The sequence below is a fragment of the Paraburkholderia unamae genome (genome assembly GCF_003096875.1).
Taxonomy (GTDB): domain Bacteria; phylum Pseudomonadota; class Gammaproteobacteria; order Burkholderiales; family Burkholderiaceae; genus Paraburkholderia; species Paraburkholderia unamae.
In genome coordinates this window covers 64,654-90,909 of the sequence record NZ_QEOB01000005.1, presented here as the reverse complement: position 1 = coordinate 90,909, position 26,256 = coordinate 64,654, and the positions used below count along the sequence as shown (strand labels likewise).

Sequence of the window (26,256 nt, the reverse complement as noted above, 5' to 3'; positions counted from 1 at the left end):
ACACGTGCGCCACGCGCTCACTCCGCCCAGTTCGCCCACAGCACCATCAACACGGTCATGAGCGCCGGGCCGATGAAGATGCCGATCAGCCCGAACGTGGTCGCCCCGCCCAGGATGCCGAACAGCACGAGCAGGAACGGCAGGCGCGTGGAATTGCCGATCAGCACCGGCCGCACGAAATGCTCGGCGACGAACACCACCACGAAGCCCCAGACCGCGAGCGCGACCGCCGCGATCACCGAGCCCTGCACGACGAGGTACAGCGCGGCGCCGCAGAACACGATGGGAGCGCAGAACGGCAGCATGGCCGCGATGGCCGTGACGGTGCCGAGCAGCGCCGCGTGCGGCACGCCGGTCGCGATATAGGCGGCGGCCAGCAGCACGCCCTCGCCGAGCCCCACGACCACGAGGCCCGTGACCGTGGCGCGCACGGCGGCGGCCATGCGCTGGAGCAGTTGCGCGCCGTCGGCGCCGAAAGCGCGGCGCGCACCGCGCATTACCGTGGCCGAGAGGCGCGGGCCCGCCTGAAACATCACGAACAGCGTGACGAGCATGAAGCCGAACGTCATCGTGGCCCGCGCCGCGCGCGCGCCGAAGTGGCGGCCGAACGAGACGATGGTGTCGCCGTGCAGGCTCTTCATCGCCGGGGAAGCCTTGAGCGGCTGGGCCAGGTTGGCCTGCCACCAGTCGCTCACCTGGCGGCTGCCCACGGGCAGATGCGCGACGAAATCGGGCACCGGCACACCACTCTCCTGGGCGTCGTGCAGCCACAGGTAGAGGTCGTGCGCCTCGCCGGCGGCCTGGATGGCCGTGACCGTGATGGGCAGCAGCACGAGCACGCCGATCGCGGCCGTGAGCAGCGTGGCGATCAGCGTCTTGCGGCCCTTGAACCAGGCGCGCCGCTCGATCGCCTGGTAGGCGGGCCACAGGACGATGGCGAGCACGCTCGCCCACGCCACGGCGGGCAGGAATTCGCGCACGATCCAGAGCGCCAGCAGCACGAGCGTGGCGAACAGCGCGGCGGAGGCAACGCGCTGGAGTTTCTGCTCGTTTGCGGAGTTCGGAGCAGGCGGACGATGAATCATGTAACCTCGGGAAAATTCAAAAAAGAAGCGCTCGCTTCAAAGGCTGTACAGCGTCCATGAAGCGGCTGTGCAGCGCAGCAAATCACCGTGCAACGAGCCCGCGCCAGGCCGGATTTTCATCAGATTCAGATCCGCTCCAGCCGTTCCGCCCCTATCCCGGAACACCCTTCCAGACGCCGCTTTTCGCCGATTCCGATGTCGCGCCACGCACAACAGTGCGTTGCACAAATTTAAGATGTCGACCCCGATCGGCCGCAAACCCCCATTCCTTCGTTGGACGCAACGTGTCGCAGGGCGATTGTTGCCGTTTATGGAATGGTGTTTCAACGGCGACACAATGGCACTTGGCGGCGCACAGGACTACATTCGCGGCAACCCCACTTACGGAGCCGACAATGAAGAAAAAAGCGTGCCTCTCGCTTGACGGAGCCAACGGTGAGCGCATCGAAATACTCGAACAGACGGATACGGCGCTGGTGATCCGCTGGGTCGAGCCGGGGCGCTGTCATTATGGCGAACAACGCTGGCGCCGCCGCTCGGCGCATTCGTCGGGTACTTGCGCCGTGTCGCGCCGCAAGATCCGCCGTGGCGACGCCGTGTTCAAGCCGGCCGAACGCCCGGCGCCGCTGAATGCGTCAGTCATGATCGCCGCCGAAGTGTTTGGCGACCTCATCGGCGCGGAAAACGCGCGCTAAGCGTCCACCAGGCGCTCACCCGGCGCCCGCCACCGCTCTCCAGCGCAACCCGCAGGCCAAAGCCAACCGACGACACGGGCCACGACGGCTCGACGCAGTGTACCGAAGCCCTTTGCGCACGTGCGCATCGGTGCTCAAGCCCCCGGCGCCATCGCGCCCTCAGTCGCGTCCACCGCCATGTCCACGGCTCGCCCGGTAATGCGTGGCATGCCCGCGCCATAGCGCACCATAGCGCGCCCGGCGCCGCCTCAGCGGCCCGCGCGAGGCGCGAGCGTGATGGCCCGCGCGGCATGAGGCGGCTCGAAGCCCGCCGACGCCGCGCACAGCGCGGCCACGCGCGCCAGCACATCGGCATCGAAGGCGGCCGCGCGCGGGCCTGAGCGGTCCACGTGCAGCAGCACTTGCTCGCTCGCCGAAACCGGCGGCGCGCCCGGGTGCGCCGCTTCGTGGCCGGGTTCGAAACCGAACTCGTCAGCGAACATCTCCAGATACACGCGCACGCGCTTCGCGTCGTATTCGAGCACGTGCACATCCACGCGCACCCGCGCGCCCTCCTTGATCTCGCGCAGATAGTTCAGGTGCGCCTCCAGCGTATACATCGAGCGCCCGCGCGCTTCGCGCTGCGCCGCGTCGAGCCCGATGGCGTCGAGCAGCGCATCCGTCGCGTAGCTGTAGATCAGCATGTAAAACGCGTCGCGCAGGTGCCCGTTGTAATCCACCCACTCCGCACGCACCGTGTCGCGGTAGATCACGCGCGCCGTCCCGTTCGTCATCCTGTCTCCGTGTGTCGTCGAGGCGCGCGCGCCTCTTTGCGCGAGCAGTGTAACCGCAGCGCGGCCTTGGCCGCCGCTTCACCGGCACGCGCAAGCGGCCCCTGGCCTGCGCGCTTGCACCACCGTGCACTCGGGCCGCCACTGGGGTATGGTTGTGCGAACGCGGTACGGCCGCCGCGCGCCACGCGCGCCGGCTTTCGCCGCCCTTCAACCGCCGCCCGCGCGCGGCGCTCCATGAGGCCCGGTCATGGCAGAAAACACGCCCCCGCTTCCGTTTCCCCCACAGCAGTTCTCGCTCGACGTGATGCTCGAGAAGTACGCCAAAGGCGACGAGCAAAGCGCCGACGACATCTATCGCCGCGTCGCGCGCGGCGTCGCCCAGGTCGAGCCGCCCGAGTTGCGCGCCGAGGTCGAGGCGCGCTTCGTCGACAACCTGCGCAACGGCGCGCTCGGCGCGGGCCGCATCATGAGCGCGGCGGGCGCCGGCATCGAGGCCACGTTGATCAACTGCTTCGTGCAGCCCGTGGGCGACAGCATCCAGGGCGTGGACGACGAGGGCCGCCCCGGCATCTACGTCGCGCTGCTGCAAGCCGCCGAAACCATGCGGCGCGGCGGCGGCGTGGGCTACAACTTCTCGGCCATCCGGCCGCACGGCGCGTTCGTGAAGTCGACGGGATCGAGCGCATCGGGCCCATGCAGCTATATCGACGTGTTCGACGCCTCGTGCCGCACGGTGGAAAGCGCGGGCTCGCGGCGCGGCGCGCAGATGGCCGTGCTCGACTGCGATCACCCCGACCTGCCCGAGTTCATCGAGGCCAAGCACTTGAAGGGGCGCTGGAACAACTTCAATGTCTCGGTGGCGGTGACCGACGAATTCATGCGCGCCGTGGAAAACGACGCGACCTGGCAGCTCGTGCACCGCGCCGAGCCCTCGCCCGCGCTGCGCGCCTCGGCCGACCTGCATCGCCGCGACGACGGCCTGTGGGTATACGCCGAAACGCGCGCCCGCGCCCTGTGGGACACGATCATGCGCTCGACCTACGACATGGCCGAGCCGGGCGTGGTGTTCATCTCCCGCATGAACGAAGACAACAACCTGCGCGCGCTCGAAGCGATCCGCGCAACCAACCCGTGCGGCGAGCAACCGCTGCCCGCCTATGGTTGCTGCAACCTGGGGCCGCTCGACCTCACGCGCTTCGTGATCGAGCCGTTCGCGCCACTGCGCGGCGGCGGCGCGAACAAGCATGCCGATTTCGACTGGCAGGCACTCGCCGAACGCACGCGCACGCAGGTGCGCTTTCTCGACGACGTGCTCGACGCCACGCTCTGGCCGCTGCCCGAACAGCAGGCGGAAGCGGCGGCCAAGCGACGTATCGGCGTGGGCTTCACGGGACTCGGCGACACGCTCGTGATGCTCGGCATCCGCTACAACTCGGAGCAAGGCTGCGCGTTCGGCGCGCGCGTGGGACGCACGATGCGCGACGCCGCCTATCGCGCTTCGGTCGAGCTCGCGCGCGAGCGCGGCGCGTTTCCCCTCTTCGACGCGAACCGCTACCTCGAAGAAGGCACCTTCGCCTCGCGCCTGCCCGACGACCTCAAGGCCGAGATCCGCGCCCACGGCATCCGCAACAGCCATCTGATTTCCATCGCGCCCACGGGCACGGTGAGCCTCGCGTTCGCCGACAACGTCTCGAACGGCATCGAGCCCGCGTTTTCGTGGACGTATCAGCGCACGCGCCGCATGGCCGACGGCAGCCGCGAGACGTTCAACGTCGAGGACCACGCGTGGCGCGTGTACCGGAATCTCGGCGGCGACGTGAACGCGTTGCCCGCGTATTTCGTGAGCGCGCTGGAAATGAGCGCGCAGGAACACATCGCCATGATGGCGGCCGTGCAGCCGTTTGTGGACACGTCGATCTCCAAGACCGTCAACGTGCCCGCCGACTATCCGTTCGAGGACTTCGAGAATCTCTATCTCGACGCATGGCGGCGCGGCCTCAAGGGACTCGCGACCTACCGGCCGAACGAGACGCTCGGCGCGGTGCTGCAAACGCTGCCCCCGGAAACCGCTGCCACCGCCGACGATGCGCTCAGCGACACCCTGCTCGACCCGCTGCGCGTGGCGATCGATCACCGGCCCAAGGGCGAGTTGCCCGCCGTGATCGAGAAGATCGAGTACATCACGCAAACCGGCAAGGTGTCGCTGTACGTGGCGGTGTCGTTCCTCGAAGTGACGGGCCAGGTGGGCGGCGAAGCGGTGACGATCGAGCGGCCTATCGAGTTCTTCATTCCCGTGGGCCAGCGCGACGAGTCGCAACAATGGATCACGGCGACCATGCGCTCGCTCTCGCTCGCGGCGCGCGGCGGCTTTGTGGCGCGCAATCTTCAGGACCTGCGCAAGGTCTCGTGGGATCGCGGCCAGGTGCGTTATGGCGAGACACAGCGCCTGGACGGACGGCGCATTCCGCTGTGGCACGACTCCGAGGTCGCGGCCATTGCCTATGCGATCCAGCAGATCCTGCACCGGCGCGGCTTTCTCGACGCAGAGGGACGGCAGGTGCCCTCACGGCTCCTCGCACAGCGGCGTGGCGGCGCGCTCGCCACGCACTCCAGCGGTGAAACGCAAGGCGGTGCTGCGCAGGCGCATCCCGCGCAGCACCCCGGCGATCAGGTGCTCAATGGCGAGAACGCGCTGCCCGCCGATGCGCAGCACGCGTTTGCTCACGCCATGCTCGGCCGCAAGTGTGGTTCGTGCGGCGCGAATGCGGTGATCCGCAAGGACGGGTGCGACTTCTGCACGTCGTGCGGAGAGATCGGGTCTTGCGGCTGACGCCGGACGCTCACTTGCCGGGCGGCGTGGCTTGCGCCCGGCTTTCCTTGTGCGCCCCGAGATACGACGCAAACCCCTGCGCGAGCGCATTCGCCTCCCCGCCGCGCACGAGCCTGAGCACCTGCGATTCATAAGGATTACTGGCCAACGGTCGAAACACCACCCGACCGCCGCCCGCGGCCCCGAGCGCCGCGGGCACGAGCGCCACGCCCATGCCGAACTCCACCATCGTCACAACGGTTTGCCACAGCCGCGCCTCGTGACGGATCTGCGGACTGAAGCCCGCCTCCACGCAGGTCGCGATGATCTGATCGTGATAGTGCGGCGACACCGAGCGCGGAAACAGAATGAACGGCTCGCGCGCAAGCGTTGCGAGTTCGATGCGCCGCCTGCGCGCAAGTCGATGGCCATCGGGCAAACAGCAAAGAAATGGCTCGGAAAACAGCACCTCCGATTGCACCTCGGCCGGAAAACGTCCCCAATGAGCAAAGCCGAGATCGATCTGCAAACGCTGCAACGCCTGCACCTGTTCGGCGGTATTCATTTCGCGCAGCACCACTTCCACGGCCGGATGATCGGCCTCGAAACGCCGCACCGCCTCGGGCAGCCCGCGATAAAGCATCGAATTGACGAAGCCGACGCGCAAACGCCCGGCAAGGCCATGCGCGGAACGCGCCGCGATGCGCCGCACTTCGTCGGCCTGTTCCAGCAAGCGCCGCGCCTCTTCGAGCAGCACGTTGCCCGCATTGGTCAGCGCGACGGCCTTGTTCGTGCGTTCGAGCAGTTGCACGCCTAGCTGCTCCTCGAATTTGCGGATGTCGAAGCTCAGCGCCGGCTGCGAGATGAAAAGCCGGCGCGCGGCGCGCCCGAAGTGCAGTTCCTCGGCCACGGCCACGAAATAGCGCAGTTGCTTGAGTTCCATGGCGGGTTCCCCGGACGATCAACGATAGATAGCGCTTATCGTACATGACATCGGTTGTATTGGACCGTTATCGAAGCCGCGCCTAAGCTACGCCGAATCGCAAAGCAAAACAGCACGGAGACAGCACACGATGAGCGATCGACCCGCCTTCGCCACCGCGCCAACGCAGGCCACCCCGGCCAGCGGCGCGTCCAATATTCCCGACAGCCGCGGCATCAACTTCTATACGAGCGACCCCGGCTTCGCGCCCCTTTTGCGCAGCTATCTCGGCGACGCCGCGTTTCACGCGATCGAGGCGCAACTCGATTCGCTCGGCCAGCGCGCCTCCGACGAACTCGACGCCCTGGCGCTGGTGGCCGACAAGCACCCGCCCACGCTCGAACAGCGCACGCGCAGCGGCGAGGCGATCCAGCGCATCGACAAGCATCCCGACTATGTCGCGCTGGAACGCGTTGCGTATGCGGAACTTGGGCTCGCGGCCATGAGCCATCGCGAGAACGCGCCCGCGCCGCTCGTCAAATACGCACTGACGTATTTGTTCGTGCAGGCCGAGTTCGGCCTGTGCTGCCCCGTGAGCATGACTGACTCGCTCACGCGCACGCTGCGCCGCTTCGGCACGCCGGAACTCATCGCCCGCTATTTGCCGATGCTCGCCTCGCAGGACTTCGACACCCTGTTTCAAGGCGCGATGTTCATGACGGAGCAGGCGGCGGGCTCGGACGTGGCGCGCATCGCCACCCGCGCCACGCGTGAACCGGGCGCAAATGGCGAGGACGCGTGGCGTCTTTACGGCGACAAGTGGTTCTGCTCGAACGCCGACGCCGATCTCGCGATGGTGCTCGCGCGCCCCGACGACGCGCCGCCCGGCATCAAGGGCCTCGCCCTCTTCCTGCTGCCGAAAACGCTCCCCGACGGCACGCGCAACAGTTATCGCATCGTGCGCCTGAAAGACAAGCTCGGCAGCCGTTCGATGGCGAGCGGCGAAATCGTGCTGGAAGGCGCACAGGCGTACCTGATCGGCGAAGTCGGCCGGGGCTTTCATCAGATGGCGGACATGATCAACATGTCGCGTCTTTCCAATGGCGTGCGCGCGGCGGGCCTCATGCGCCGCGCGCTGACCGAGGCGCTGCACGTGGCGCGCAACCGCGAAGCATTCGGTCGCAAGCTGGTGGAAATGCCGCTGATGCAGCGTCAACTGCTGAAGATGATGCTGCCCGCCGAGCAGGCGCGTTCGATGTTCATGCGCATCGCCACGCTGCTCGCGCGTGCCGATCGCGGCGACGAACTCGCGGCAAAATGCGTGCGCATCCTCACGCCGCTCATCAAGTTCCGCGCCTGCCGCGACGCGCGCCGCGTGACGGGCGACGCGATGGAAGTGCGCGGCGGCGTGGGCTATATCGAGGAATGGAGCGATCCGCGCCTCGTGCGCGACGCGCACCTCGGCTCGATCTGGGAAGGCACGAGCAATATCGTCGCGCTCGACGTGGCACGCGCGGCGAAACGCGAAGGCGCGCTCGAAGCGCTCACGCACTACGTGCACGCGGAACTCGCCGAAAGCGGCCTCTCCGAAGCCAGTGCGGCCAGTCCAGCAAGCGCGGCGCTCCTGCGCGACGTGTTCGACCGCGCGGGCGCGGCGCTCGTGAGCGTGGCCGAGTGCGGCCGCGACGAGTCGGTTCGCCAGGCGGCAAGCGCGCTCTATCACGCCACCACGGCCGCCTTCATGGCCTGCGAGGCGGCGCAGGTGTCGCGCGGCGCCACCGCCGGCGGCGACTACCGGCGCCTTGCGCTCGCCCACCTGATCGTGCGTCACAAGCTGCTGCCGCACGACCCGCTCGCGCTCGACGAACGCGACGCCAACGCAACGACGCTGCGCGCGCTCGTGGAGGAACAGCCTCTACCGCTCGCCGACGCCCTGCAACTGCTGCCCGCTCGGTGATCATCATGAAGGATTCCGAACCGATCAAGGTGAACGGCGCGCTGCACGGCCTGCGCGTGATCGACCTGAGCCGCGTGCTGGGTGGTCCGTACTGCACCCAGGCACTCGCCGACCACGGCGCCGAAGTGGTCAAGCTCGAACCGCCCGACGGCGACGAAACGCGCGGCTGGGGGCCGCCCTTCGTCGGCGACACGGCCTCGTATTACGTGGGCGTGAACCGCAACAAGCAGGGCATTGCCGTCGATCTCTCGCGCGAGGAAGGCCGCGCGATCCTCTGGCAACTGCTCGAAGGCGCGGACGTGCTGGTCGAAAACTTCAAGCCCGGCACGCTCGCACGCTGGGGCATGGACTATGAGCGCGACCTGCGCCCGCGTTTCCCGCGCCTCATTCACTGCGCGATTTCCGGCTTCGGCGCGGACGGCCCGCTCGGCGGCCTGCCCGGCTACGACGCCGTGATCCAGGCCATGGCCGGTCTCATGAGCGTGAACGGCGAACACGACGGACCCGCGCTGCGCATCGGCCTGCCGATCGTCGACATGGTCACGGGCCTGAACGCGCTCGCGGGCATTTTGCTCGCGCTGGCCGAACGCGAGAAAAGCGGCCTCGGGCAGTCGGTGGATATCGCGCTCTACGATTGCGGCGTGTCGCTCCTGCATCCGCATCTGCCGAACTATTTCGGCAACGGCCGCACGCCCCAGCGCAGCGGCAACGCGCACCCCAACATCGCGCCCTACGACAGCTACGCGACACGCAGCGCGCCCATCTTCCTCGCAGTGGGCAATGATCGCCAGTTCGCCAAACTCTGCGCGCATCTGGGCGTGCCCGACCTCGCGAACGACCCGCGCTTCGCCGACAACCGCAACCGCTGCGCGCACCGCCCCGAACTCAAGGCGGCGCTCGAAGCGCGGCTCGCCGCGCACGACTGCGAGCCGCTCGCGCAAGCGCTGATCCAGGCGGGCGTGCCCTGCGGCCCGGTGCAGACCGTCGACGCCGTGGCCACGCATCCGCATACGCAGCACCGCCGCATGATCGTCGAGATGGAAGGCTATCGCGGCACGGGTGCGCCCGTGAAGCTCTCGCGCACGCCGCCGACCTACCGCACGCGCCCGCCGGCGCTCGGCGCGGATACGCGCGCCGTGATGGATGCGCTCGGCATCGACGCCGCCACCCAGCAGCGGCTTTTCGAAGCCGGCATCGTCAAGGAGCCCGAACGAGGGTAAGCCGCCAACGCTTCGTCGAACCGCAACGGAATACAGACCGGCCCAAGCCGGCTCAACCCCGATCCAGGAGACATGCATGACCCGCCTCAATGCCACTACCGGCACCTCCGCGCGCCAGCCCGCCCGCGCCTCGCTTGCCGCCTTCGTCGGCACCACCATCGAGTGGTACGACTTTTATATCTACGCCACGGCGTCGGCGCTCATTTTCGGCAAGCTGTTCTTCCCCTCGCACGAGCCGTTCTATAGCACACTCGCCTCGTTCGGCACCTTCGCCGTGGGCTTTTTCGCGCGCCCCTTCGGCGGGCTCGTGTTCGGGCACCTGGGCGACCGCATCGGGCGCAAGAAGGCGCTCGTCGCCACGCTGTCCATCATGGGCGTCGGCACCGTGGGCATCGGCTTTCTGCCCACCTACGCAAGCGCCGGTGCGCTCGCGCCCGCCCTGCTCGTGCTGCTGCGTGTGGCGCAGGGCATCGCGATAGGCGGCGAATGGGGCGGCGCGGTGCTGATGGCGGGCGAGCATGCGCCCAGGGAGAAGCGCACCTTCCTCGCCTCGTTCGCGCAACTCGGCAGCCCCGCCGGGCTGATTCTGGCGTTGCTCGCGTTTCGCAGCGTCGCGCATCTGGACAAGGACGCGCTCTTTTCGTGGGGCTGGCGTTTGCCCTTCATCGCAAGCGCCGTGCTGCTCGTGGTGGGCTTGCTGATCCGCTCGGGCGTGGGCGAATCGCCGGAATTCGAGGCGATCAAAACGCAACGGCGCACCGCCGCCATGCCGATCGTCGAAGTGCTGCGCGACTCGTGGCGCACCGTGCTGCTGTGCCTCGGCGCGAACGTGATCGGCGTGGCGGGCGCGTGGTTCGTCAACACGTTCATGCTGAACTACACGACGCAAACACTCGGCCTCGACCGCGGGCTGATTCTCGACTGTCTGTTCGTCGTCGCGTTCATCCAGCTTTTCACGCAGCTTTTTTCCGGCTGGTTCGCGCAGCGCGTGGGTACGGGGCGCTTCCTCGTGCTCGCCGCGGCGCTCGCGATGATTTCGCCTTACCCGATGTTCGTGCTCGTTTCGACGGGGCGGCCGGTGGCGATCGTGATCGGCATTGCGATCGCGGTGATGTGCATGTGCAGTTCGTACGCGGTCATGGCGGGTTTCATGACGAATGCGTTCCCGGTGCGCGTGCGCTATTCGGCTATTTCGATCTCCTATCAATGCTGCGCAGCGCTCGCGGGCGGCCTCACGCCGCTCGTCGGCACGCTGCTCGCACACGACTATCCGGGCCAATGGGGGCCGCTCGCGCTGTTCTATAGCGCACTCGCCGCCGTCTCGCTCGTGTGCATCGCGGTGTTGCAGCGCAAGCAGTCATCGTCCGCGCAGGCCGAGGTGTCGTTGGCGCTGCCGGAATAAGCGGCCCAAAAAGCGAAGCGGGCGCCTCCAGGGCGCCCGCTTCGCTTAACGCATCAAATCCCGCCTCAGCGCGACATGGCCGGCTTCACGCCCGCCAGCATCGCCCCCGCACAGGCGACGAGCAGCGCCGCGATCAGATACAGCGCGTAATCCATGCTGCCTGTGAGCGTGCGGATCTGCCCGATCACCCACGGGCTGATCATGCCGCTCGACACGCCGATACTGCTGATAAGCGCAATCGCCCCCGCCGCGCCCGTGCCGCTGAAATACGTGGACGGCACCGCCCAGAACACCGGATGCGCCGAAAAAATGGCCAGCGCCGCGAGCGAAAGCAGGCCCAGCATCACGGCGAGGCTGTTGAAATGCACCGTCATGAGTAACAGTGCGAGCGCGGCCACGGCCACGCAGGAGGCGAAGTGCCAGCGGCGCTCGCCCTTGCGGTCCGAGTGGCGCGCGATCAGGATCACGCCCACCGCGCCGATGGCGTTCGGAATGATCGAAAGCAGGCTGATATGCACGACGTCCTTGATGCCGAACTCGCGGATCATGAGCGGCATCCAGAACAGCAGCAGCAACAGCGCCGACGTCAGCGAGAAGTAGATGAACGAGAACAGGTACGTATGCGGGTTGCGCAGCGCCGCGCCGAGCGAATGCGAACCGTGCACCGACGCGCGCTGGCGTTCGGCCGCGAGGTCGGCGGCGAGGCGCTCCTTGTCCGCCGTCGAGAGCCAGCTTGCGCGCTCGGGCTGATCGACGAGCCAGAACCACGCCATCACGCCGAGCAGCACGGCGGGCGCGCCTTCGAGCGCGAACATCCATTGCCAGCCGTGCAGGCCCATCACGCCGTCCATGCCGCGCATGATCGAACCCGAGAGCAGGCCGCCCACCATGCCCGCCACCGCCACGCCCGCGTAGAACACCGAGAGCACGGCCGCGCGGCGCTTCGACGGGAACCAGAACGTCAGATACAGCACGACGCCCGGGAAGAAGCCCGCTTCGAACACGCCCAGCAGGAAACGCAGCACGTAGAACTGACGCGCGCTCGCCACCGTGATCATCGCGACCGAAATCGCGCCCCACAGCAGCATGATGCGCGCGAACGTGCGGCGCGCGCCGAAGCGGCGCAAGAGCAGATTGCTCGGCACCTCGAACGCCACGTAACCCACGAAAAAGAGCACGGCGCCAAGGCTGTACATCGCATCGGTAATGCCGAGGTCCTGCTTCATCTGCAACTGCGCGAAGCCGATGTTGCTGCGGTCGAGAATCGACACGATGTAGCAGATGAAGAGGAACGGCACGATGCGCAGCGAAATGCGCCGGTACAGCGACTGGGATTGCGGGTCGTCGACACCCAGCGCATCGCCGGGTGCGAATGCGGACGTCGGGATTGGGGCGGACATCGGGAGTCTCCTTGAAGCAGCCGTCTGAATGCGGCGTGTTACTGGTCGTGTGATGAAACGGATTCAGCGAATGCCTCGCAGGCCTCGTCATTGAGCGCGCCGGCGAGATGCAGCCCCGCGACGTAGCCGAACGTGAGCGCGGGCCCGAGCGTGATGCCCGCACCCGGATAGTTGCCGCCCATGATGCTCGCCATGTCGTTGCCGACGGCGTAGAGGCCTTCGATCGGCGCGTCGCGGCGGTCGAGCACCTGGGCGTGCGCATTGGTGGCGAGCCCGGCGAACGTGCCGATGTCGCCGATCACGAGCTTGATCGCGTAGAACGGGCCGTGCTCGATGGGCGCGACGCACGGGTTCGGGCCTTCGTGCAGGGCGTCGCCCTGGTAGCGGTTGTAGGCCGCGCTGCCCCTGCCGAACTGCGGGTCCTCGCCGCGGCGCGCCGGTTCGTTGAACTGAGCAATCGTGCCTTCGAGCGCCTGAGGCTCCACGCCGATGCGCGCGGCAAGCTCGGCCACGCTGCGCCCGCGCTTCAGATAGCCGCTGCGCAGGTGGCGGCCGATCGGCATGGGCGCGGGCGCCACACAGCCCAGGCCGTACTTGCGCACGGTGCGGTGATCGCAAATGAGCCACGCGCCCGCTTCACGCTGCCCCGCGCAGGCGCGCACCATGGCCTGAACGAAGTCGTGATACGAGTTGCTTTCGTTCGTGAAGCGGCGGCCGTTGCCGGTCACGGCAATCACACCGGGTTTCGCGCGATCGATGAAATGCGGCATCACGCCCGCCGTGCCGTCCTTGCGCGTGGTGACCGAGGCCGGCACCCAGGCCGCCGCATTGGGAATGGTCGGATCGACCCAGCCGCCAGTCGATTCGCCAAGGCGCAGGCCGTCGCCGGTATTCGCCTGGGGCGACGGGCTGTGGTGCGCATGGCCGTCGGGCGCATGAGCGAACAATTGCGCGCGGCGGCTAACGTCATGCGGGAAGCCGCCGCAGGCGAGCACCACGCCGCGCCGCGCGCGCACCGCAATGCGCGCGCCCTCGCGCTCGACCCACGCGCCCGCCACCCGCTCGTGCTCCACGATCAGGCGCTGTGCCGCCGTCGAGCGCCAGACCGCGATCTTGCGATCGAGCACCGAGCGATAGAGCCGCCCGGCCAGCGCATTGCCGTTGGTGAGCGTCATGCCGCGCCCGTGGCGCAGCACGTCGAGGCCGTGGCGCGCCATGCGCCGCGTGGCCCACGCGAACGATTCGAGCGAGCGGAACATGCGCATGAAATGCCAGATGTCCTTGCCGGAGCCGAGCATCATGCCGAACACGGTCAACTCCGGCAGCGGCGGCGCGAGTTCGCCGATATGCGCGCCGAGTTCGCGGCCGTCGAGCGGGCGCGTGAGCATCGAGCGCCCGCCTTGCAGGCCGCCCGGCGCTTCGGCGTGATAGTCGGGAAACACGGGCGGCATGTCGAATTGCAGCGCCGTTTGCGACGTGAAGAAGTCCACCGCTTCGGGGCCGTGGCGCAGGAAGGCGCCCACGCGCGCCGCGTCGTAATGCTTGCCCGCTTCATGCTGGAGATAGCGCGCAGCCGCGCCTTCGGGCTCCTCGATACCCTGCGCCTTCGCGAGCGAGGTGCCCGGAATCCAGAGCCAGCCGCCCGAGCGCGCCGTCGTGCCGCCGATACGGGCCTCTTTCTCGACCATCAGCACGTTCAGGCCGCGTGCCTGCGCCGTGATCGCCGCGGCCATGCCCGACGCGCCCGTGCCGATAACCAGCACATCGCATTCGACGCTCTGCGTCCCCATGCTGTCTCCTTTGCGCGGCGCCGCGACCGCTTTTTTGCGCCGCCAACGCCTTTTCATTCTGTGGAAACGAGTCTAGCACGCATTCGATAATAGTCAACGCATTCGTTATTATCGAAAACGAGCGGTCAGCCGGTGCGAGTCGGGCGCAGTCGCAGATGCTAAAATTGGCCCCGTTTTTCTCTTTCTTTTTTCGTCGCATGGCCGCTTTGGAAGACAAGCCGCGTCGCGGCATCCAGTCCGTCGAGATCGGCAGCACGCTGCTCGTCGCGCTCGCCAGCCAACTCAAGCCGCTGCCGCTGCGCGAGCTCGCGCGCGAAGCCGGCATGACGGTGGGCAAGGCGCACCCCTATCTCGTGAGCTTCATGAAGGTGGGCTTCGTCACGCAGGACCCGGCCACGGGGCTCTATGCGCTCGGGCCGCTCGCGCTCCAGGTCGGCCTCGCCAAGCTCTATCAGCTCGACCCCGTGCGCGAGGCCGCGCCGCGCATCGCACAGCTTGCGGCGAGCACCGAACAGAGCGTGGCGGGCGCGGTGTGGGGCAATCTCGGGCCGACCATCGTGCAGCTCGTGGAGCCGCAGCCCATGCATGTGAACCTGCGCGTGGGCGCCGTGATGTCGGTGCGCAATACCGCGACGGGGCGGCTGTTCGCGAGCTATCTGCCGCCCAAGGTGGTTGAGCAGTTCCTCGCGAGCGACGCCGCACGGCTCGCGCTGCACGAGGACAAGAAGCGCTCGAAGTCGAGTTTCGAAGCGGACCTCGTGGAAAACCGCAAGCACGGCATGGCGCGCACGATCGGCGACCCGATTCCCGGCATCAACGCGTTCAGCGCGCCCGTGTTCGACGCGCTCGGCAACATCGTGCTCGCCATCACGGTGATGGGACCGGCGGACGGATTCGACTCGCGCTGGGACGGCGCCGTCGCCAAGGCGCTGCGCGAGTGCTGTACGGAAATTTCGCGGCAGCTTGGGCACACCGCGTAGACCTCTCTTCTGCAATCCTTATCGATTTGCACAAAAACGGGTAAGCGGCGTAGCGGCCGCGAACCTCATGCATCGCCCGTAATGGCCTCCATCAGCGCACGCAGCGCATTGCGCCACGCCTCGCTGCCGGCACCTTCGGCGAGCAGCGCGCCGACCACCTGACGATGCAACGCATCGCGCCGCGGGCCTGGCGGCAGAATGTTGCCGAATCCGGCAAGCGATTGTGCCAGCGGCACGCCGCCGCCCTCGCCATCTTCGCGCGTCAAGGCTTGCAACAGATCGCGCGAGGCCTGCGGCAGGGCGGCGATCATCAGCATGCGCTCCTCCCAGATCACGAAGCGCGCAAGACGCGCAAGCAGGCTTTCCTTGCCCGGCCCGGCTCCGGCGTCAGCTTCGGCGCTCACGCTCGCGACGAAGTCCGGCGTGCAGTCGAGCCATTCGAGCAGGCGCGCGCCCTCCATCGGCTTCGCAATACCGAAGCCTTGCGCGCCGTCCACGCCGAGAATCGCGAGCGCGTGGAGCAGGTCGAGCGTGTCGACGCCCTCGGCGAGCACCTGCCGGCCCAGCGAATGCCCAAGTCGCGTCAACTGGTAAATCACGCGCAGCGTGTTCAACGCGTCGCCGCCGCTCAGCTTCACCATCTCGCGATCGAGCTTGATCCAGTCGAACGGCAGTTCGCGCAGGCGGGTGAGCCCGCTATGCCCCGCGCCCAGGTCGTCCTGCGCGAGCAGCACGCCAAGCTCGCGGAACTTCGCGAGAATCCCGCGCTGCCCCTGAATCAGTGAAAGTGCTTCGTTCTCCAGAACTTCGAGCGTGAGCCGCGCGGCCGGACAGCCGTGCGTGACGAGCGCGCCGCGAGTGGCCTCGAAATAGCGGATGTCGTTGAGCGCCGCGGGCGGCAGATTGATCGAGATGTCGAGATCGCGGCCCTGCGCGCGCCAGCGCGCGCGGTCGGCCAGCGCCTGGTCGAGGCCGCTCGTGAAGAGAGCGAGCAGGTCGTCGGAGGAAAGCGCCGAGAGGAAATCGTCGGGCACGAGCAAACGCTCGCCGTCGCGCAGGCGCGCCAGCGCCTCGACCTTTTCCGCCCGGCCCGTGGAGAGATTGAGCAGCGGCTGATAGTGCATTTGCAGCGCGCCGGTGCGCACGAGCGCCGCCCAGTGCTGGCGCACGCTCACCGGCACGGCCGCGCTCATGCCGTCGTGGATCGGGATGCGCATGGCCGCGCAGCCCAGCAGCGTTTGCAGCAAATCGACGAACGCCACCTGTTCGGGCCCGACGAAGCCGCCAGGAAACGCGCTATACAAACTGAGCACGGCAAGCGGCGGCTGGCCGGGCGCCGCCAGCGGTATCGCCACCGAGGAGCGCACGCCCTCGCGCGCCGCGACCTCGCGCCAGGCCGTGACGAGCGGATCGGTCTGGTAGTTGACCACGCGCTCGGGCTTGCCGCTGCGCCACGCGCGGGCCACCGCGCCTTGCCCTTGCGGGTGATCGGCGCGCACGCTGATGACCTGGTCATGCGCGACGAGCACCTGGAGCATGCCGCCCTCGGTCTTGCCGCCCGAGCCGGCCTCGAAATGGAAAATCCCCTCGGCGTCGGGACGGCCGATCGTGCAGGCGGTCACCTCGCCGTGAGCCGCGAGCGTCGCGATCACCTGGTCGATGAAGTTCGTATACGTGCCCGCTTCCCAAACGAGCCGCGTGATGCGCAACAGCGCTTCCTGCTGTGAATCCTGCACGTCCTGATACGCCTTGAGTTGCCACGCCAGATCGGAAGTCAGCCGGCGCGTGTAGAGCGAGAGTTGCTGCGCGCTCACGGTGCGGCCGACCTCCGCGTACAACAGCTCCTGGAGGATGCCGCGGCTGCGCACCAGCTCTTCCTTGTCGAGACCGACGATCGCGTGAATCCGGCCGATGCGCTGCGCCATCTCCGCGTGCTCGCGCGCGGTCAGGCCGAGGTTGGCGAGCGCAAGGAGATTCTGGATCTGGCGCGACTTCAGATGCGCGAGTTCCGCGCCCGAGAGCATTTCGAGGATGCGGCGGGATTTGGGCAGGCGCCCCAGTTCCTCGTAGAAGCGGTTCACCACGTGGGCCGCGTGTTCTTGCAGCGCCCCGATCAGCGTTTTCATTATTGAGCCTTTGAATTCCCCGCCCGGTCGTCGCGGCCCGGTCGTCGCGCGAAGCACGACGAGCATGCCGTCACGACAGGTTCATGGCCGTTTTCGTCGTTGGCGGCCGCTGGAATAGCCATTCCGGCTCGCACGAATGCAATGATACGATGCCGCGCCACCGTTCGTGCGCGGTGGCGTGCACAAAGGCGGCAATACGCTGGCCGCCGTCGGGGAGAAGGTCGTGCGCCGGTGCGCGCGCTTAGAGCGGGGTGAGCAGCGCTTCGCCCGCGAAATGGCGCGCGGCATTGGCTGCGAAGTGGCGCACCGTTGCAGTGCGCACGTCGGGCGACGTGCCGGCCACGTGCGGCGTGAGCACGATGTTGTCCAGGCCGATGAGCGCGGCGGGCGGCTGCGGCTCGCCCTCATACACGTCGAGTCCCGCGCCGCCCAGCGTGCCGGCTTTGAGCGCCACGGCGAGCGCGGCCGTGTCGACCACGCTGCCGCGCGAGACGTTCACGAGAAAGCCATCCGGCCCAAGCGCCTCGATCACGGCGCGATCGATCAGATGCTGCGTTTGCTCGCCGCCCGGCGTTGCGACGACGAGAAAGTCGCTCCATTGCGCGAGCGCCAGCAAGGTTTCGAAATAGCGCGCCATGGCGCCTTCGCGCGGGCGGCGGCTGTGATAGCCGAGCTCCATGCCGAAGCCCGCCGCGCGCCGCGCGACCTTCTCGCCGATATGCCCGTAGCCGACAATGCCGAGCCTGCGCCCCGACACCGTGGGCCGCATGGGCAGCGCGTCGCGCCAGACGCCCGTGCGGCACGCCGCGTCGAACTGCGGCACCGCGCGCACGGCGCAAAGCAGCAGCGCGAGCGCATGATCGGCCACGCAGTCGGCATTGACGCCCGCTCCGTTGCACAGCGCGATGCCGCGTTCGCGCGCGTGGTCGAGCGCGAGATTTTCGTAACCCGCGCCGAGCGCCCCCGCGAGTTCGAGCGCGGGCATGCTGTCGATTTCGTCGGCGGTGAGGCCCGTGGTGCCGTTGGTGAGCACCACGCGCACGTCCTTGCCGTGCCGCGCCACCGCTTGCGCGCGCGTATCGGCGTCGGGCGCGTAGATCACCTCGAACCGCTCGCCGAGTTCGACGTGATCGCTTTCAACGAGCGGAATCAGGACCAGCAGGCAAGGCTTCTTCACGAGCGTCATCCTTTTGTCATTGCTTCGATGTACGAATCGGCTGTCCACGCAAACCGCCGTGCAAGCGAATGTCGAGGCGGGATCAAACGGCCGTGACGTAGCGCGGCGGCACGATTTCCACGCGCGGCGCGGGCGCCACCACCACCGTCACGGCCACGGCCGCGCTGCGCGCGCGGCGCATTTCGTCGGCGGGGCTCATGCCGAACAGGCGCTTGAACTCGCGGCTGAACTGCGAAGCGCTCTCGTAGCCCACGCGCGTGGCCGCCGCGCTCACGTTCAGGCCGTCGTGCGTGATCAGGAGGCGCGCATGATGCAGGCGCGTGGTTTTCACGTACTGCATCGGCGAGGTCGAGGTGACGGCCTTGAAGTGCGCATGGAAAACGGCGAGGCTCATGCCCGCTTCCGAAGCAAGCGTCTCGACGTCGAGGTCGCCGCCGTAGTCGGTGTGAATGCGGCGCAGCGCCTTCGCGATGCGGCCGAACTGATGCTGGTGCGTGAGCGCCGCGCGGATCGCGTCGCCCTGCTCGCCCGTCAGCACGCGGTAGCAAATCTCGCGCACGATCGCGGGCCCGAGTATGCGTGCCTCGTTGGGCTGCGCGAGCGCTTCGAGCAGGCGCAGCACGGCGTTCGAGAGCGTCGCGTCGAGCGGCGTGGCGTAGATGCCCGAGGGCTCGGAAACCGGGCCTCGCCGGTCGTCGAGCGCCATCAGCAGCTCGGCGACGGTCGTGAGGTCCACGCGGATCGAGATGGCGAGAATCGGCACCTCGGGGCTCGCTTCGGTCTCGCATTCGAACGGCATGGGCACCGAGAGGACCAGATATTGCTGCGCGTCGTAGACGAACACCTGGTCGCCGAGAAAGCCGCGCTTGCGTCCCTGGCAAACGATGAAGATGCTCGGTTCGTACATGACCGGCTTGCGCCCATGGCTCTCGCTGCCGCGATAGAGCCGCACGCCTTCGATAGGCGTCGTGTGCACGCCGTCGCACTGCGTGATCTGCATGAGCAGGTCGACGGTGCGGGCCTGGGTGGCGGCGGCCGGCGCAATGGCGGCCGCCGCGAGAGTTTTGACGTAGCCCATGACGGTTGTGCCCCAAAAAAGTGAATCAGGCAGAGAAACAGGCTTGCCAATCTATCACCGAACCTGCTGGCGTGCTGAGCGCCAGGAGAATCAGGCAAGTCTTCGATAGCTTCAGGTATTCCCTGGGTCGCCCTCGATCCTTACGATGGGAACCCTGCCGCAACACCCATGCACCAAGGAGCCAACACATGTACCCCACCTACGGATATGCCGCCCGCGACGCCGCCTCGCCGCTCGCCCCGTTCGAATTCCAGCGCCGCGACCTGCGCGAACTCGACGTCCGTATCGACGTGCTGTTCTGCGGCGTGTGCCACTCCGACCTGCACCAGGCGCGCGACGAATGGCGCAACACGATGTTCCCGGTGGTGCCGGGCCACGAGATCGTCGGCCGCGTGGCGGAAGTCGGCCACGGCGTCACGAAGTACAAGGTGGGCCAGCTGGTCGGCGTGGGCTGTCTCGTCGACTCGTGCCGCACCTGCGCGAGCTGCGCGGAAGGCCTCGAACAGTATTGCGAGAACGGCTTCGTTGGCACCTATAACGGCAACGACCGCGTGAGCGGCGACGTGACCTACGGCGGCTACTCCACGCAGCTCGTGGTGGACGAAGCCTTCGTGCTGCGCGTGCCGGAGAACCTCGACGCAGCCGCCGCCGCACCGCTGCTGTGCGCGGGCATCACCACGTTTTCGCCGCTGCGCACGTGGGGCGCGGGCCCGGGCAAGAAGGTCGGCATCGTGGGCCTCGGCGGCCTCGGCCACATGGGCGTGAAACTCGCTCATGCGATGGGCGCGCACGTGGTGCTGTTCACCACGTCGCCCTCGAAGATCGAAGACGGCAAGCGCCTCGGCGCGGACGAAGTGGTGATCTCGAAGGACCCGGAGCAGATGGCGAAGCACGCCAACAGCTTCGACCTGATCGTGAACACGGTGGCCGCGCAGCACGACCTCAACCCGTTCATCGAACTGCTGCGCCGTGACGGCACGATGACGCTGGTGGGCGCGCCCGAGCACGATCACCCGTCGCCGCAAGTGTTCAACCTGATCATGAAGCGCCGCCGTCTCGCGGGCTCGCTGATCGGCGGCATTGCGGAAACTCAGGAAATGCTGGACTTCTGCGGCAAGCATGGCATTACGTCCGATATCGAAATGATCAAGATGCAGGACATCAACAACGCCTACGAGCGCATGCTCAAGAGCGATGTGAAGTACCGCTTCGTGATCGACCTCGATTCGCTGCGCAAGTAACGCGCAAGGCGTGCGCGGGCACTACGCACTGCCCGTCGCGCACCGCGCACGCCGACGTCACACCCTGCCCCGCCGGGCCGTCCATTCAGGACGACCCGCCAGCCCTCCCGCTTCGAGGCCTTCTTTTTTGGCCTCCCGTAGTCGAGCCGGCGTCACATTCGCCGCCATCTGATCGTCATCGCTGTTTAACCGCTGCGCGTCGCTTTCCGCGAGACGCCGGCACCGCGAAGCGCATTCATCGCTACGCGGCTCACCTTTTTGCAGCAGCGCGGATTGCGTTCAAGCCTCAAGCCCATTACCAGGAGCTCGCCCGTGATCGACCGCATCCAGGCGATGCGCACGTTCGTCCGCATCGTCGACACCAACAGTTTCACCAAAGCCGCGCAGTCACTCGATATGCCGCGCGCCAGCGCAACCACACTGATGCAGAACCTCGAATCGCTGCTTGGCACGCAATTGCTCGTGCGCACCACGCGGCGTCTTTCACTCACCCCTGAAGGCGCGGCCTACTACGAGCGCGCCGCGCAGATCCTCGCCGACATCGACGATGCCGAAGCGAGCGTGCGCCAGTCGCCCGGCGCGATCGGCGGACGACTGCGCGTGGAGATGCCGGGCCTGATCGCCAATGCGATCGTGTTGCCCGCGCTCGCGGAGTTCCACGCGCGCTACCCGCAGATCGACCTCGTGATCGGCGTGAGCCTGCGCAACGTCGATCTGGTCGGCGAAGGCGTGGATTGCAGCATCCAGTTGGGCGAGCTGCCCGATTCGGGGCTTGCGGCGCGGCGCCTGGGCGTGCTGGAGCACGTGACTTGCGCGAGTCCCGCTTACCTCGCGCGGCGCGGTGCGCCCGGGACGCTCGATGACCTCGCGCAGCATCCTGTCGTCAACTTTCTTTCGCCGCTGACTGGACGCCCTTACGAGTTCGATTTCGAGGTGGACGGCAGCCCGACCAAGGTGAAAGTGGACGGCTTCGTGCATGTTTCCGATGAGTTCGCCTATCTCACCTGCGGTTTGCAGGGCTATGGGCTGATCCAGCCGCCACTACTCGCGGCGCAACCTTACCTGGAGAGCGGCGCGCTGGTCGAGGTGCTGCCGCAGTGGAAGCCGCTGCCTACGCCGGTTTCGGTCGCGTTTGTGAAGTCGCGGCAGGTTTCGCCGCGGGTGCGCGTGTTTGTTGACTGGCTCGCTGAGCTGTTTCAGGGCGCTGGGGCGCTTAATCGGGATCTTTCGCGGGTGCGGGAGTTGTTGGGTGGGTTGTTGCCTTTGGCTGCCTGATTTTTTTGGTGGCTGGGCCTGGGGTTTTCGCGTTTCCTTGTGGTCGTGTCGGTATGCCAGCGTTGCCCCTGTGCGGGGCGGCACCTACTTTTCTTTGCAGCGGCAAAGAAAAGTAGGCAAAAGAAAGCCGCTCAAACCGCCAATGCCTGCCACGGTTCACCCCGCGCCGTATTTGTCTGTGGCTCCGGAGCATCCGTCACCTCGCACCCTTGAACCTGGTGACAAGGCAGTCATACTTCCCGCCGCTCGCTTCGCGCGCTGCGGAAAGGTCTGCAAGGGAAACCCGCCTTGCCTACGCGGGGTTTGTGGTTTTGGTTATGCCCTTCGGGGCGCGTAGCGCCGCCGGAAGAATGAGCCCTTTGTCACTCCGTTCAAAGGTGCGAGGTGACGGATGCTCCGGAGCCACAGACAAATACGGTGCGGGGTGAACCGTGGCAGGCACTAGCGGTTTGAGCGGCTTTCTTTTGCCTACTTTTCTTTGCCGCTGCAAAGAAAAGTAGGTGCCGCCCCGCACAGGGGCAACGCTGGCAGACCGACACGAAAACAAGGAAACGCGAAAACCCACCTCAACCCGGCCGCGAAAGCGCCATCCCCCGCCGCGCATGAAACCGCGCCACGGTTTCATAGGGCAGCCAGGCATCCGCCTGAAACGGCGCGATCCCGGAAGGGTTATGGAACCACACCCCGCCCTCCCCGCGCCCGTGCAGCAAAATCAGGTGCCCGCCTTGACGCTCATTGGCCCGTTCGGGATACCGAATCTCGGGACTCACAGAAACGATAGCGAGCGTATCGGCGTCAAGACGCGCGGCGCTCGCCTCGATGCCCTCGTCGACCATCACCTCGACGCGCACGCCAAACGCCGCCTCCACCCACGCGGCGAACGGCCGGTAGATCAACCCGTCCACCCCGCCGTCGTCACGCACGCGGTAAACGCCGTGCCGCAGCGCTTCCTGAAGCAGCACAGCGCGCGGCGCATGCGCAATACCCCAATGATCGAGCGCCGACTCGAGGCAGGTCAGCCCGCACAGCCGCTTCGCCCAGAAGCGATAGTCATCGGGCTCGGCAAAGCCGCTCGCGCGCCAGCCGGGGTCATCGCACGGGTCCGCGCCGCGCTCGACAATGGGCGCCACCCACGCGGCGCTCCCCCACTGGCTGTAGTACGGCACGGCCTCGTGCCGCCATGTTCCGCCATCGCGCAGGTCTTTCAAGCGATATCCCTCGATTCAGTAAGGTTGATCCGCCACGCGGACATCCGGCGTTCAGAATCGAGCATCTTCGCAGGCGCGCGCCGCGACGGCAACGTCATGAGCGTTGCAAGTCATACGTAATCATTACCGCCACCAAGCCAACAAAATGCTTACATTTACCTCTTTCGAGGCTGAAAGGCATTTGGCTGAAAAAAGCGCCCCGCAATTACCAAATGATGCGTTTAGAATATCGTGCTCCCGCGAGCGAACCGCACGAGCCCCCGTCACAAGGGACTCGCGGCGCCGCGGCATGATGATCAGAAACTGAATCCACGATTTTCCCCCTGAAGCGGTATGTCGAACGTTGCACACACAACCGACTCGGCCTCGGTCGCGGAGCGCGTACGCGAGCTGATGAGCCGTCACGGCATCGGCAAGCGTCAGCAAACGACCGAGCTGTGCCGGATTCTTGACCTGAGCTTTTCCCAAGGGCACCGCAAGCTGCGCGGCAATAGCCCGTGGACGCTCGCGCAAATCAAGAAAGTGGCCGAGGCGTTCGGCGAACCCGCCGGCCAGTTGTTCGGCGCGCAGTTGCTCGACCCCGGCATGGTCGGCGCGAACGCGCAGGAAGCCATTCTCTGCGTGAGCGCGGCCGAGTTGCCCTGCACCGCATGGATCGGCGCGCCGGTCGAGGCGGGCAGCCGCCCCGACTTCGTCGCCTACGAAAAACAGGGCCAGTGGCGCGTGGTGCGCCCGGACGGCGCGCTCTACCAGAACGCGCGCGAAGTCCACAAGATCGAGATCTACCCGCGCCGCGCCGAGTCCGACAAGCCGCTCATCGCGGTCGTGGACGACGACCAGTCCTCCGCCGACAACCTGCGCGACTACCTGGAGCACAGCGGCTACGCGGCGCTCGCGCTCTACGGCCTCACGGCGTTCAACGAGGCGCTCGAAAACAACGTGTTCGACGGCGTGGTGATCGACTGGCTGTTCGGCAGTCAGACCGCCGCCGAGGCGATCCGCAGCATACGCGCCTCCGAAAACCCCGACGCGCCGATCTTCGTGCTCACGGGAGAGTTGCTGACCGGCAAGGCCAGCGAGTCGGAGATCAGCCAGGTCGTGCGCCACTACAACGTGGCGTGCTACGAAAAGCCCGCGCGCATGGCGATTCTCGTCGCCGATCTTTCGAAACGCCTCAATCGCGGCTAAGGCCGTCCGCCTGACTGGTTCGGCTGCTGGCTCGTGCCACGCTCAGGCGGCTTCGCGTGGCGCAGTCAGCGCACGCTGCAACGCCGCGCGCAACACCTCGTAATGCACCGGCTTCGTCAGCCGGTCGAAGAACGGCGCGGCCTCGCCGTACCGCTTGCCGCTCTCCCCGCCGCCCTTGCCATCGCATGCGCCCCCGAGCGCCGCGAGGCCCGCCACGTCGGCGCTCACCGCGATCACGCGCGGCGGCACAAGCACGCCACGCCGCGCTTCGAGCCCCGCCATGAAGGCATAGCCGTCGCGGCCCGGCATGTGCAGATCGAGCAGCACGACGTCGCAGGGTTCCGTTTCCACCAGCGCGAGCGCGCGGTCGGCGTCGCCGGCCGCAAGCGGGCTGTAGCCCATGTGCGCGACCATCTCGCACAGCGAATCGCGCACGAGCGGGTTGTCGTCCACCACGAGCACGCGCGGCGGTGGCTGCGTGGAGAGCGCCGCCGCGGGCGCGGCCGGGGCCGCCGGCGGCTCGACCGGCGTGACGGGGATGCGCACGATGAACGTCGTGCCCTTGCCCACGCGGCTTTGCGTCACGATCCGGCCGCCGAACAGGTCGACGAGCCCGCGCACGATCGCGAGCCCCATGCCCGCGCCCTCGTAGCGCCGCGAGCGCGACGCGTCGAGCTGCGTGAACTCCTTGAAGATGAGCGGAATCTTTTCCGCCGCCACGCCCGGCCCGGTGTCGCTCACGACGATGACGAGCGTTTCGGTGCCTGCGGGCTCCAGGGCGCTCGCGCCCACCTCCAGCGAGAATTCGAGCCGCACCTTGCCGCGCTCCGTGTAACGGATCGCGTTCGTGACCAGATTGCTCGCGATCTGGCGAATCCGATGCGGATCGGCCAGCACGGACCGATCCGGCCCCAGCCACGCGTGCTCGAACGCGAGCCCGCGCGCGCGCGCCGCCTGCTCGTGCTCGTCGACGATCGATTGCAGCAGTTCGCGCGGCTCGAACTCCTCCTGGCGCAACTCCAGCTTGCCGGCGCCGAGGCGCGCGTAGTCGGTGAGGTCCTTCATCTGCGCTTCGAGCTGGCGCGCGGCGGCTTCGAGCCGATGGATCACCTTGCGGTCGCCTTCCGAGTGCGAGTTGAAGCCGAGCAGTTCGATCGACGAGACGATGGCGTGCAGCGGCGTGCGCAGCTCGTGGCTGATCATGCCGAGGAAGGCGTCCTTCGCCATGCTCGCTTCGCGCGCCGCGCGGCTCGCCTGGTGTTCGGCTTCGAGCGCCGCGTGCTGCTGGTGCAACAGACGCGTGCGCCGATAGCCGTTCATCACGAGCAGCACGCCCGCCGCCGCCGACAGCACGAGCAGCACGAGCCCCGCCGCAAACAGTTCGCGCCGCTTGGCGATGAAGTCGCGCCGGATCGCCTCGCGCTCGGTCACGTCGGCGAAGCGCCGGTTCAGCGCCAGGTCGGTGACCTGGGTCCAGTGCGCGTCGAGCGCCTTGAGCATCGGCACCGCGCGCGAATGGTCCTCGGCGAGCGTCGAGATCTCCGCCTCGAACGGCGAGATCGTCGCGTAGAGGATCGCCAGATCGGCCTCCTGGCGCTTGCCGAGGCCGGGCTGCCCGTCGAGCGACTGCGTCGAGCCCTTCATCACATTGAGCTTCGACTGGAGCACTTCGTAGCGCAGCCGCACCTTGTCGAGATCGCGGTCGATGCCGTCGGAGTAAATCAGCAACTGGCTCTCGAAGCGCGCATACGCGATCTGAAGCTGCGCGGCGTCCCAGTAAAGGCCGTCGTAATTGCCCGTGATGCGCTGCACGACCTGCGGGTTGAGCAGGTTCGCGTACAGCAGATAGCCGACCGCCACCACGGGCGGCGCGAGCGCGGCCACCCAGATCAACACCTGCACGAGTCGCCGCCACGGACGTCGCATCACC

General features: G+C 67.3%; 19 protein-coding genes. 9 read left to right on the top strand and 10 right to left on the bottom strand.

The annotated features are described in order from the left end of the window. Positions 1 to 17: 17 nt before the first annotated feature. A complete protein-coding gene (locus C7402_RS12110; protein WP_112172955.1) occupies positions 18 to 1,085 on the bottom strand; it encodes an AI-2E family transporter in 1,068 nt (355 codons plus the stop codon). A 395-nt stretch (positions 1,086 to 1,480) separates the two neighbouring features. On the opposite strand from C7402_RS12110, the gene C7402_RS12105 reads away from it, so the two are divergent. Continuing rightward, positions 1,481 to 1,780 carry a DUF3331 domain-containing protein gene (locus C7402_RS12105; RefSeq protein ID WP_112172954.1) on the top strand — a complete coding sequence of 100 codons (300 nt, stop codon included), beginning with the start codon at positions 1,481 to 1,483 and terminating at the stop codon, positions 1,778 to 1,780. A 248-nt stretch (positions 1,781 to 2,028) separates the two neighbouring features. Here the strand turns inward: C7402_RS12105 and C7402_RS12100 are convergent, their stop codons facing one another. After that, positions 2,029 to 2,553, bottom strand: a complete 525-nt coding sequence (locus C7402_RS12100; RefSeq protein ID WP_116610827.1) for a thioesterase family protein — start codon at positions 2,551 to 2,553, stop codon at positions 2,029 to 2,031. A 247-nt stretch (positions 2,554 to 2,800) separates the two neighbouring features. Here C7402_RS12100 and C7402_RS12095 point away from each other — a divergent pair, with 247 nt between their 5' ends. Further along, positions 2,801 to 5,383, top strand: coding sequence for an adenosylcobalamin-dependent ribonucleoside-diphosphate reductase (locus tag C7402_RS12095; RefSeq protein WP_116610826.1), 2,583 nt, complete (start codon positions 2,801 to 2,803; stop codon positions 5,381 to 5,383). A 10-nt stretch (positions 5,384 to 5,393) separates the two neighbouring features. Here C7402_RS12095 and C7402_RS12090 read toward each other — a convergent pair whose 3' ends face one another. Then, entirely contained in the window at positions 5,394 to 6,305 is a 912-nt protein-coding gene (locus C7402_RS12090) for a LysR family transcriptional regulator (RefSeq protein WP_116610825.1), read from the bottom strand. Positions 6,306 to 6,435: 130 nt separating this feature from the next. On the opposite strand from C7402_RS12090, the gene C7402_RS12085 reads away from it, so the two are divergent. The 3 genes from C7402_RS12085 to C7402_RS12075 all read left to right on the top strand — a co-directional run bounded on the left by C7402_RS12085 (position 6,436) and on the right by C7402_RS12075 (position 10,863). Then, complete coding sequence (locus C7402_RS12085) at positions 6,436 to 8,241, top strand: acyl-CoA dehydrogenase family protein (RefSeq protein ID WP_116610824.1); 1,806 nt, start codon at positions 6,436 to 6,438, stop codon at positions 8,239 to 8,241. 5 nt (positions 8,242 to 8,246) lie between these two features. After that, positions 8,247 to 9,461 (top strand): CaiB/BaiF CoA transferase family protein, encoded by a 1,215-nt coding sequence (locus tag C7402_RS12080; RefSeq protein ID WP_116611056.1) that lies wholly within the window; start codon positions 8,247 to 8,249, stop codon positions 9,459 to 9,461. A 76-nt stretch (positions 9,462 to 9,537) separates the two neighbouring features. Further along, the gene (locus C7402_RS12075; RefSeq protein ID WP_112172949.1) at positions 9,538 to 10,863 is read left to right on the top strand and encodes an MFS transporter; all 1,326 of its coding nucleotides are present in this window, start codon (positions 9,538 to 9,540) and stop codon (positions 10,861 to 10,863) included. 65 nt (positions 10,864 to 10,928) lie between these two features. Here C7402_RS12075 and C7402_RS12070 read toward each other — a convergent pair whose 3' ends face one another. Beyond that, entirely contained in the window at positions 10,929 to 12,263 is a 1,335-nt protein-coding gene (locus C7402_RS12070; RefSeq protein WP_116610823.1) for an MFS transporter, read from the bottom strand. A 38-nt stretch (positions 12,264 to 12,301) separates the two neighbouring features. Further along, complete coding sequence (locus tag C7402_RS12065) at positions 12,302 to 14,053, bottom strand: FAD-dependent oxidoreductase (RefSeq protein ID WP_116610822.1); 1,752 nt, start codon at positions 14,051 to 14,053, stop codon at positions 12,302 to 12,304. Between the two features lie 197 nt (positions 14,054 to 14,250). On the opposite strand from C7402_RS12065, the gene C7402_RS12060 reads away from it, so the two are divergent. Continuing rightward, positions 14,251 to 15,033: an IclR family transcriptional regulator gene (locus tag C7402_RS12060; protein ID WP_112173178.1), complete on the top strand. Its 783-nt coding sequence runs from the start codon at positions 14,251 to 14,253 to the stop codon at positions 15,031 to 15,033. Between the two features lie 65 nt (positions 15,034 to 15,098). Here the strand turns inward: C7402_RS12060 and C7402_RS12055 are convergent, their stop codons facing one another. The 3 genes from C7402_RS12055 to C7402_RS12045 form a co-directional block, all read right to left on the bottom strand. Continuing rightward, on the bottom strand, positions 15,099 to 17,159 hold the full coding sequence (locus C7402_RS12055) for an EAL domain-containing protein (protein WP_165841868.1): 2,061 nt from the start codon (positions 17,157 to 17,159) through the stop codon (positions 15,099 to 15,101). Between the two features lie 241 nt (positions 17,160 to 17,400). Continuing rightward, positions 17,401 to 18,345 (bottom strand): 2-hydroxyacid dehydrogenase, encoded by a 945-nt coding sequence (locus C7402_RS12050; protein ID WP_112172945.1) that lies wholly within the window; start codon positions 18,343 to 18,345, stop codon positions 17,401 to 17,403. A gap of 73 nt (positions 18,346 to 18,418) precedes the next feature. Continuing rightward, positions 18,419 to 19,414, bottom strand: coding sequence for an AraC family transcriptional regulator (locus C7402_RS12045; protein WP_112172944.1), 996 nt, complete (start codon positions 19,412 to 19,414; stop codon positions 18,419 to 18,421). A 188-nt stretch (positions 19,415 to 19,602) separates the two neighbouring features. Here C7402_RS12045 and C7402_RS12040 point away from each other — a divergent pair, with 188 nt between their 5' ends. Both C7402_RS12040 and C7402_RS12035 read left to right on the top strand, forming a co-directional pair. After that, positions 19,603 to 20,655, top strand: coding sequence for an NAD(P)-dependent alcohol dehydrogenase (locus tag C7402_RS12040; protein ID WP_112172943.1), 1,053 nt, complete (start codon positions 19,603 to 19,605; stop codon positions 20,653 to 20,655). Between the two features lie 312 nt (positions 20,656 to 20,967). After that, positions 20,968 to 21,930, top strand: a complete 963-nt coding sequence (locus C7402_RS12035; RefSeq protein ID WP_112172942.1) for a LysR family transcriptional regulator — start codon at positions 20,968 to 20,970, stop codon at positions 21,928 to 21,930. A gap of 566 nt (positions 21,931 to 22,496) precedes the next feature. Here the strand turns inward: C7402_RS12035 and C7402_RS12030 are convergent. Then, the gene (locus C7402_RS12030; protein WP_244314822.1) at positions 22,497 to 23,138 is read right to left on the bottom strand and encodes a C39 family peptidase; all 642 of its coding nucleotides are present in this window, start codon (positions 23,136 to 23,138) and stop codon (positions 22,497 to 22,499) included. Between the two features lie 333 nt (positions 23,139 to 23,471). Here C7402_RS12030 and C7402_RS12025 point away from each other — a divergent pair, with 333 nt between their 5' ends. Then, positions 23,472 to 24,326, top strand: coding sequence for a helix-turn-helix domain-containing protein (locus C7402_RS12025; RefSeq protein WP_112177790.1), 855 nt, complete (start codon positions 23,472 to 23,474; stop codon positions 24,324 to 24,326). 42 nt (positions 24,327 to 24,368) lie between these two features. On the opposite strand, the gene C7402_RS12020 is transcribed toward C7402_RS12025, so the two are convergent. After that, on the bottom strand, positions 24,369 to 26,252 hold the full coding sequence (locus tag C7402_RS12020; RefSeq protein WP_116611054.1) for an ATP-binding response regulator: 1,884 nt from the start codon (positions 26,250 to 26,252) through the stop codon (positions 24,369 to 24,371). Between the last annotated feature and the right edge of the window lie 4 nt (positions 26,253 to 26,256).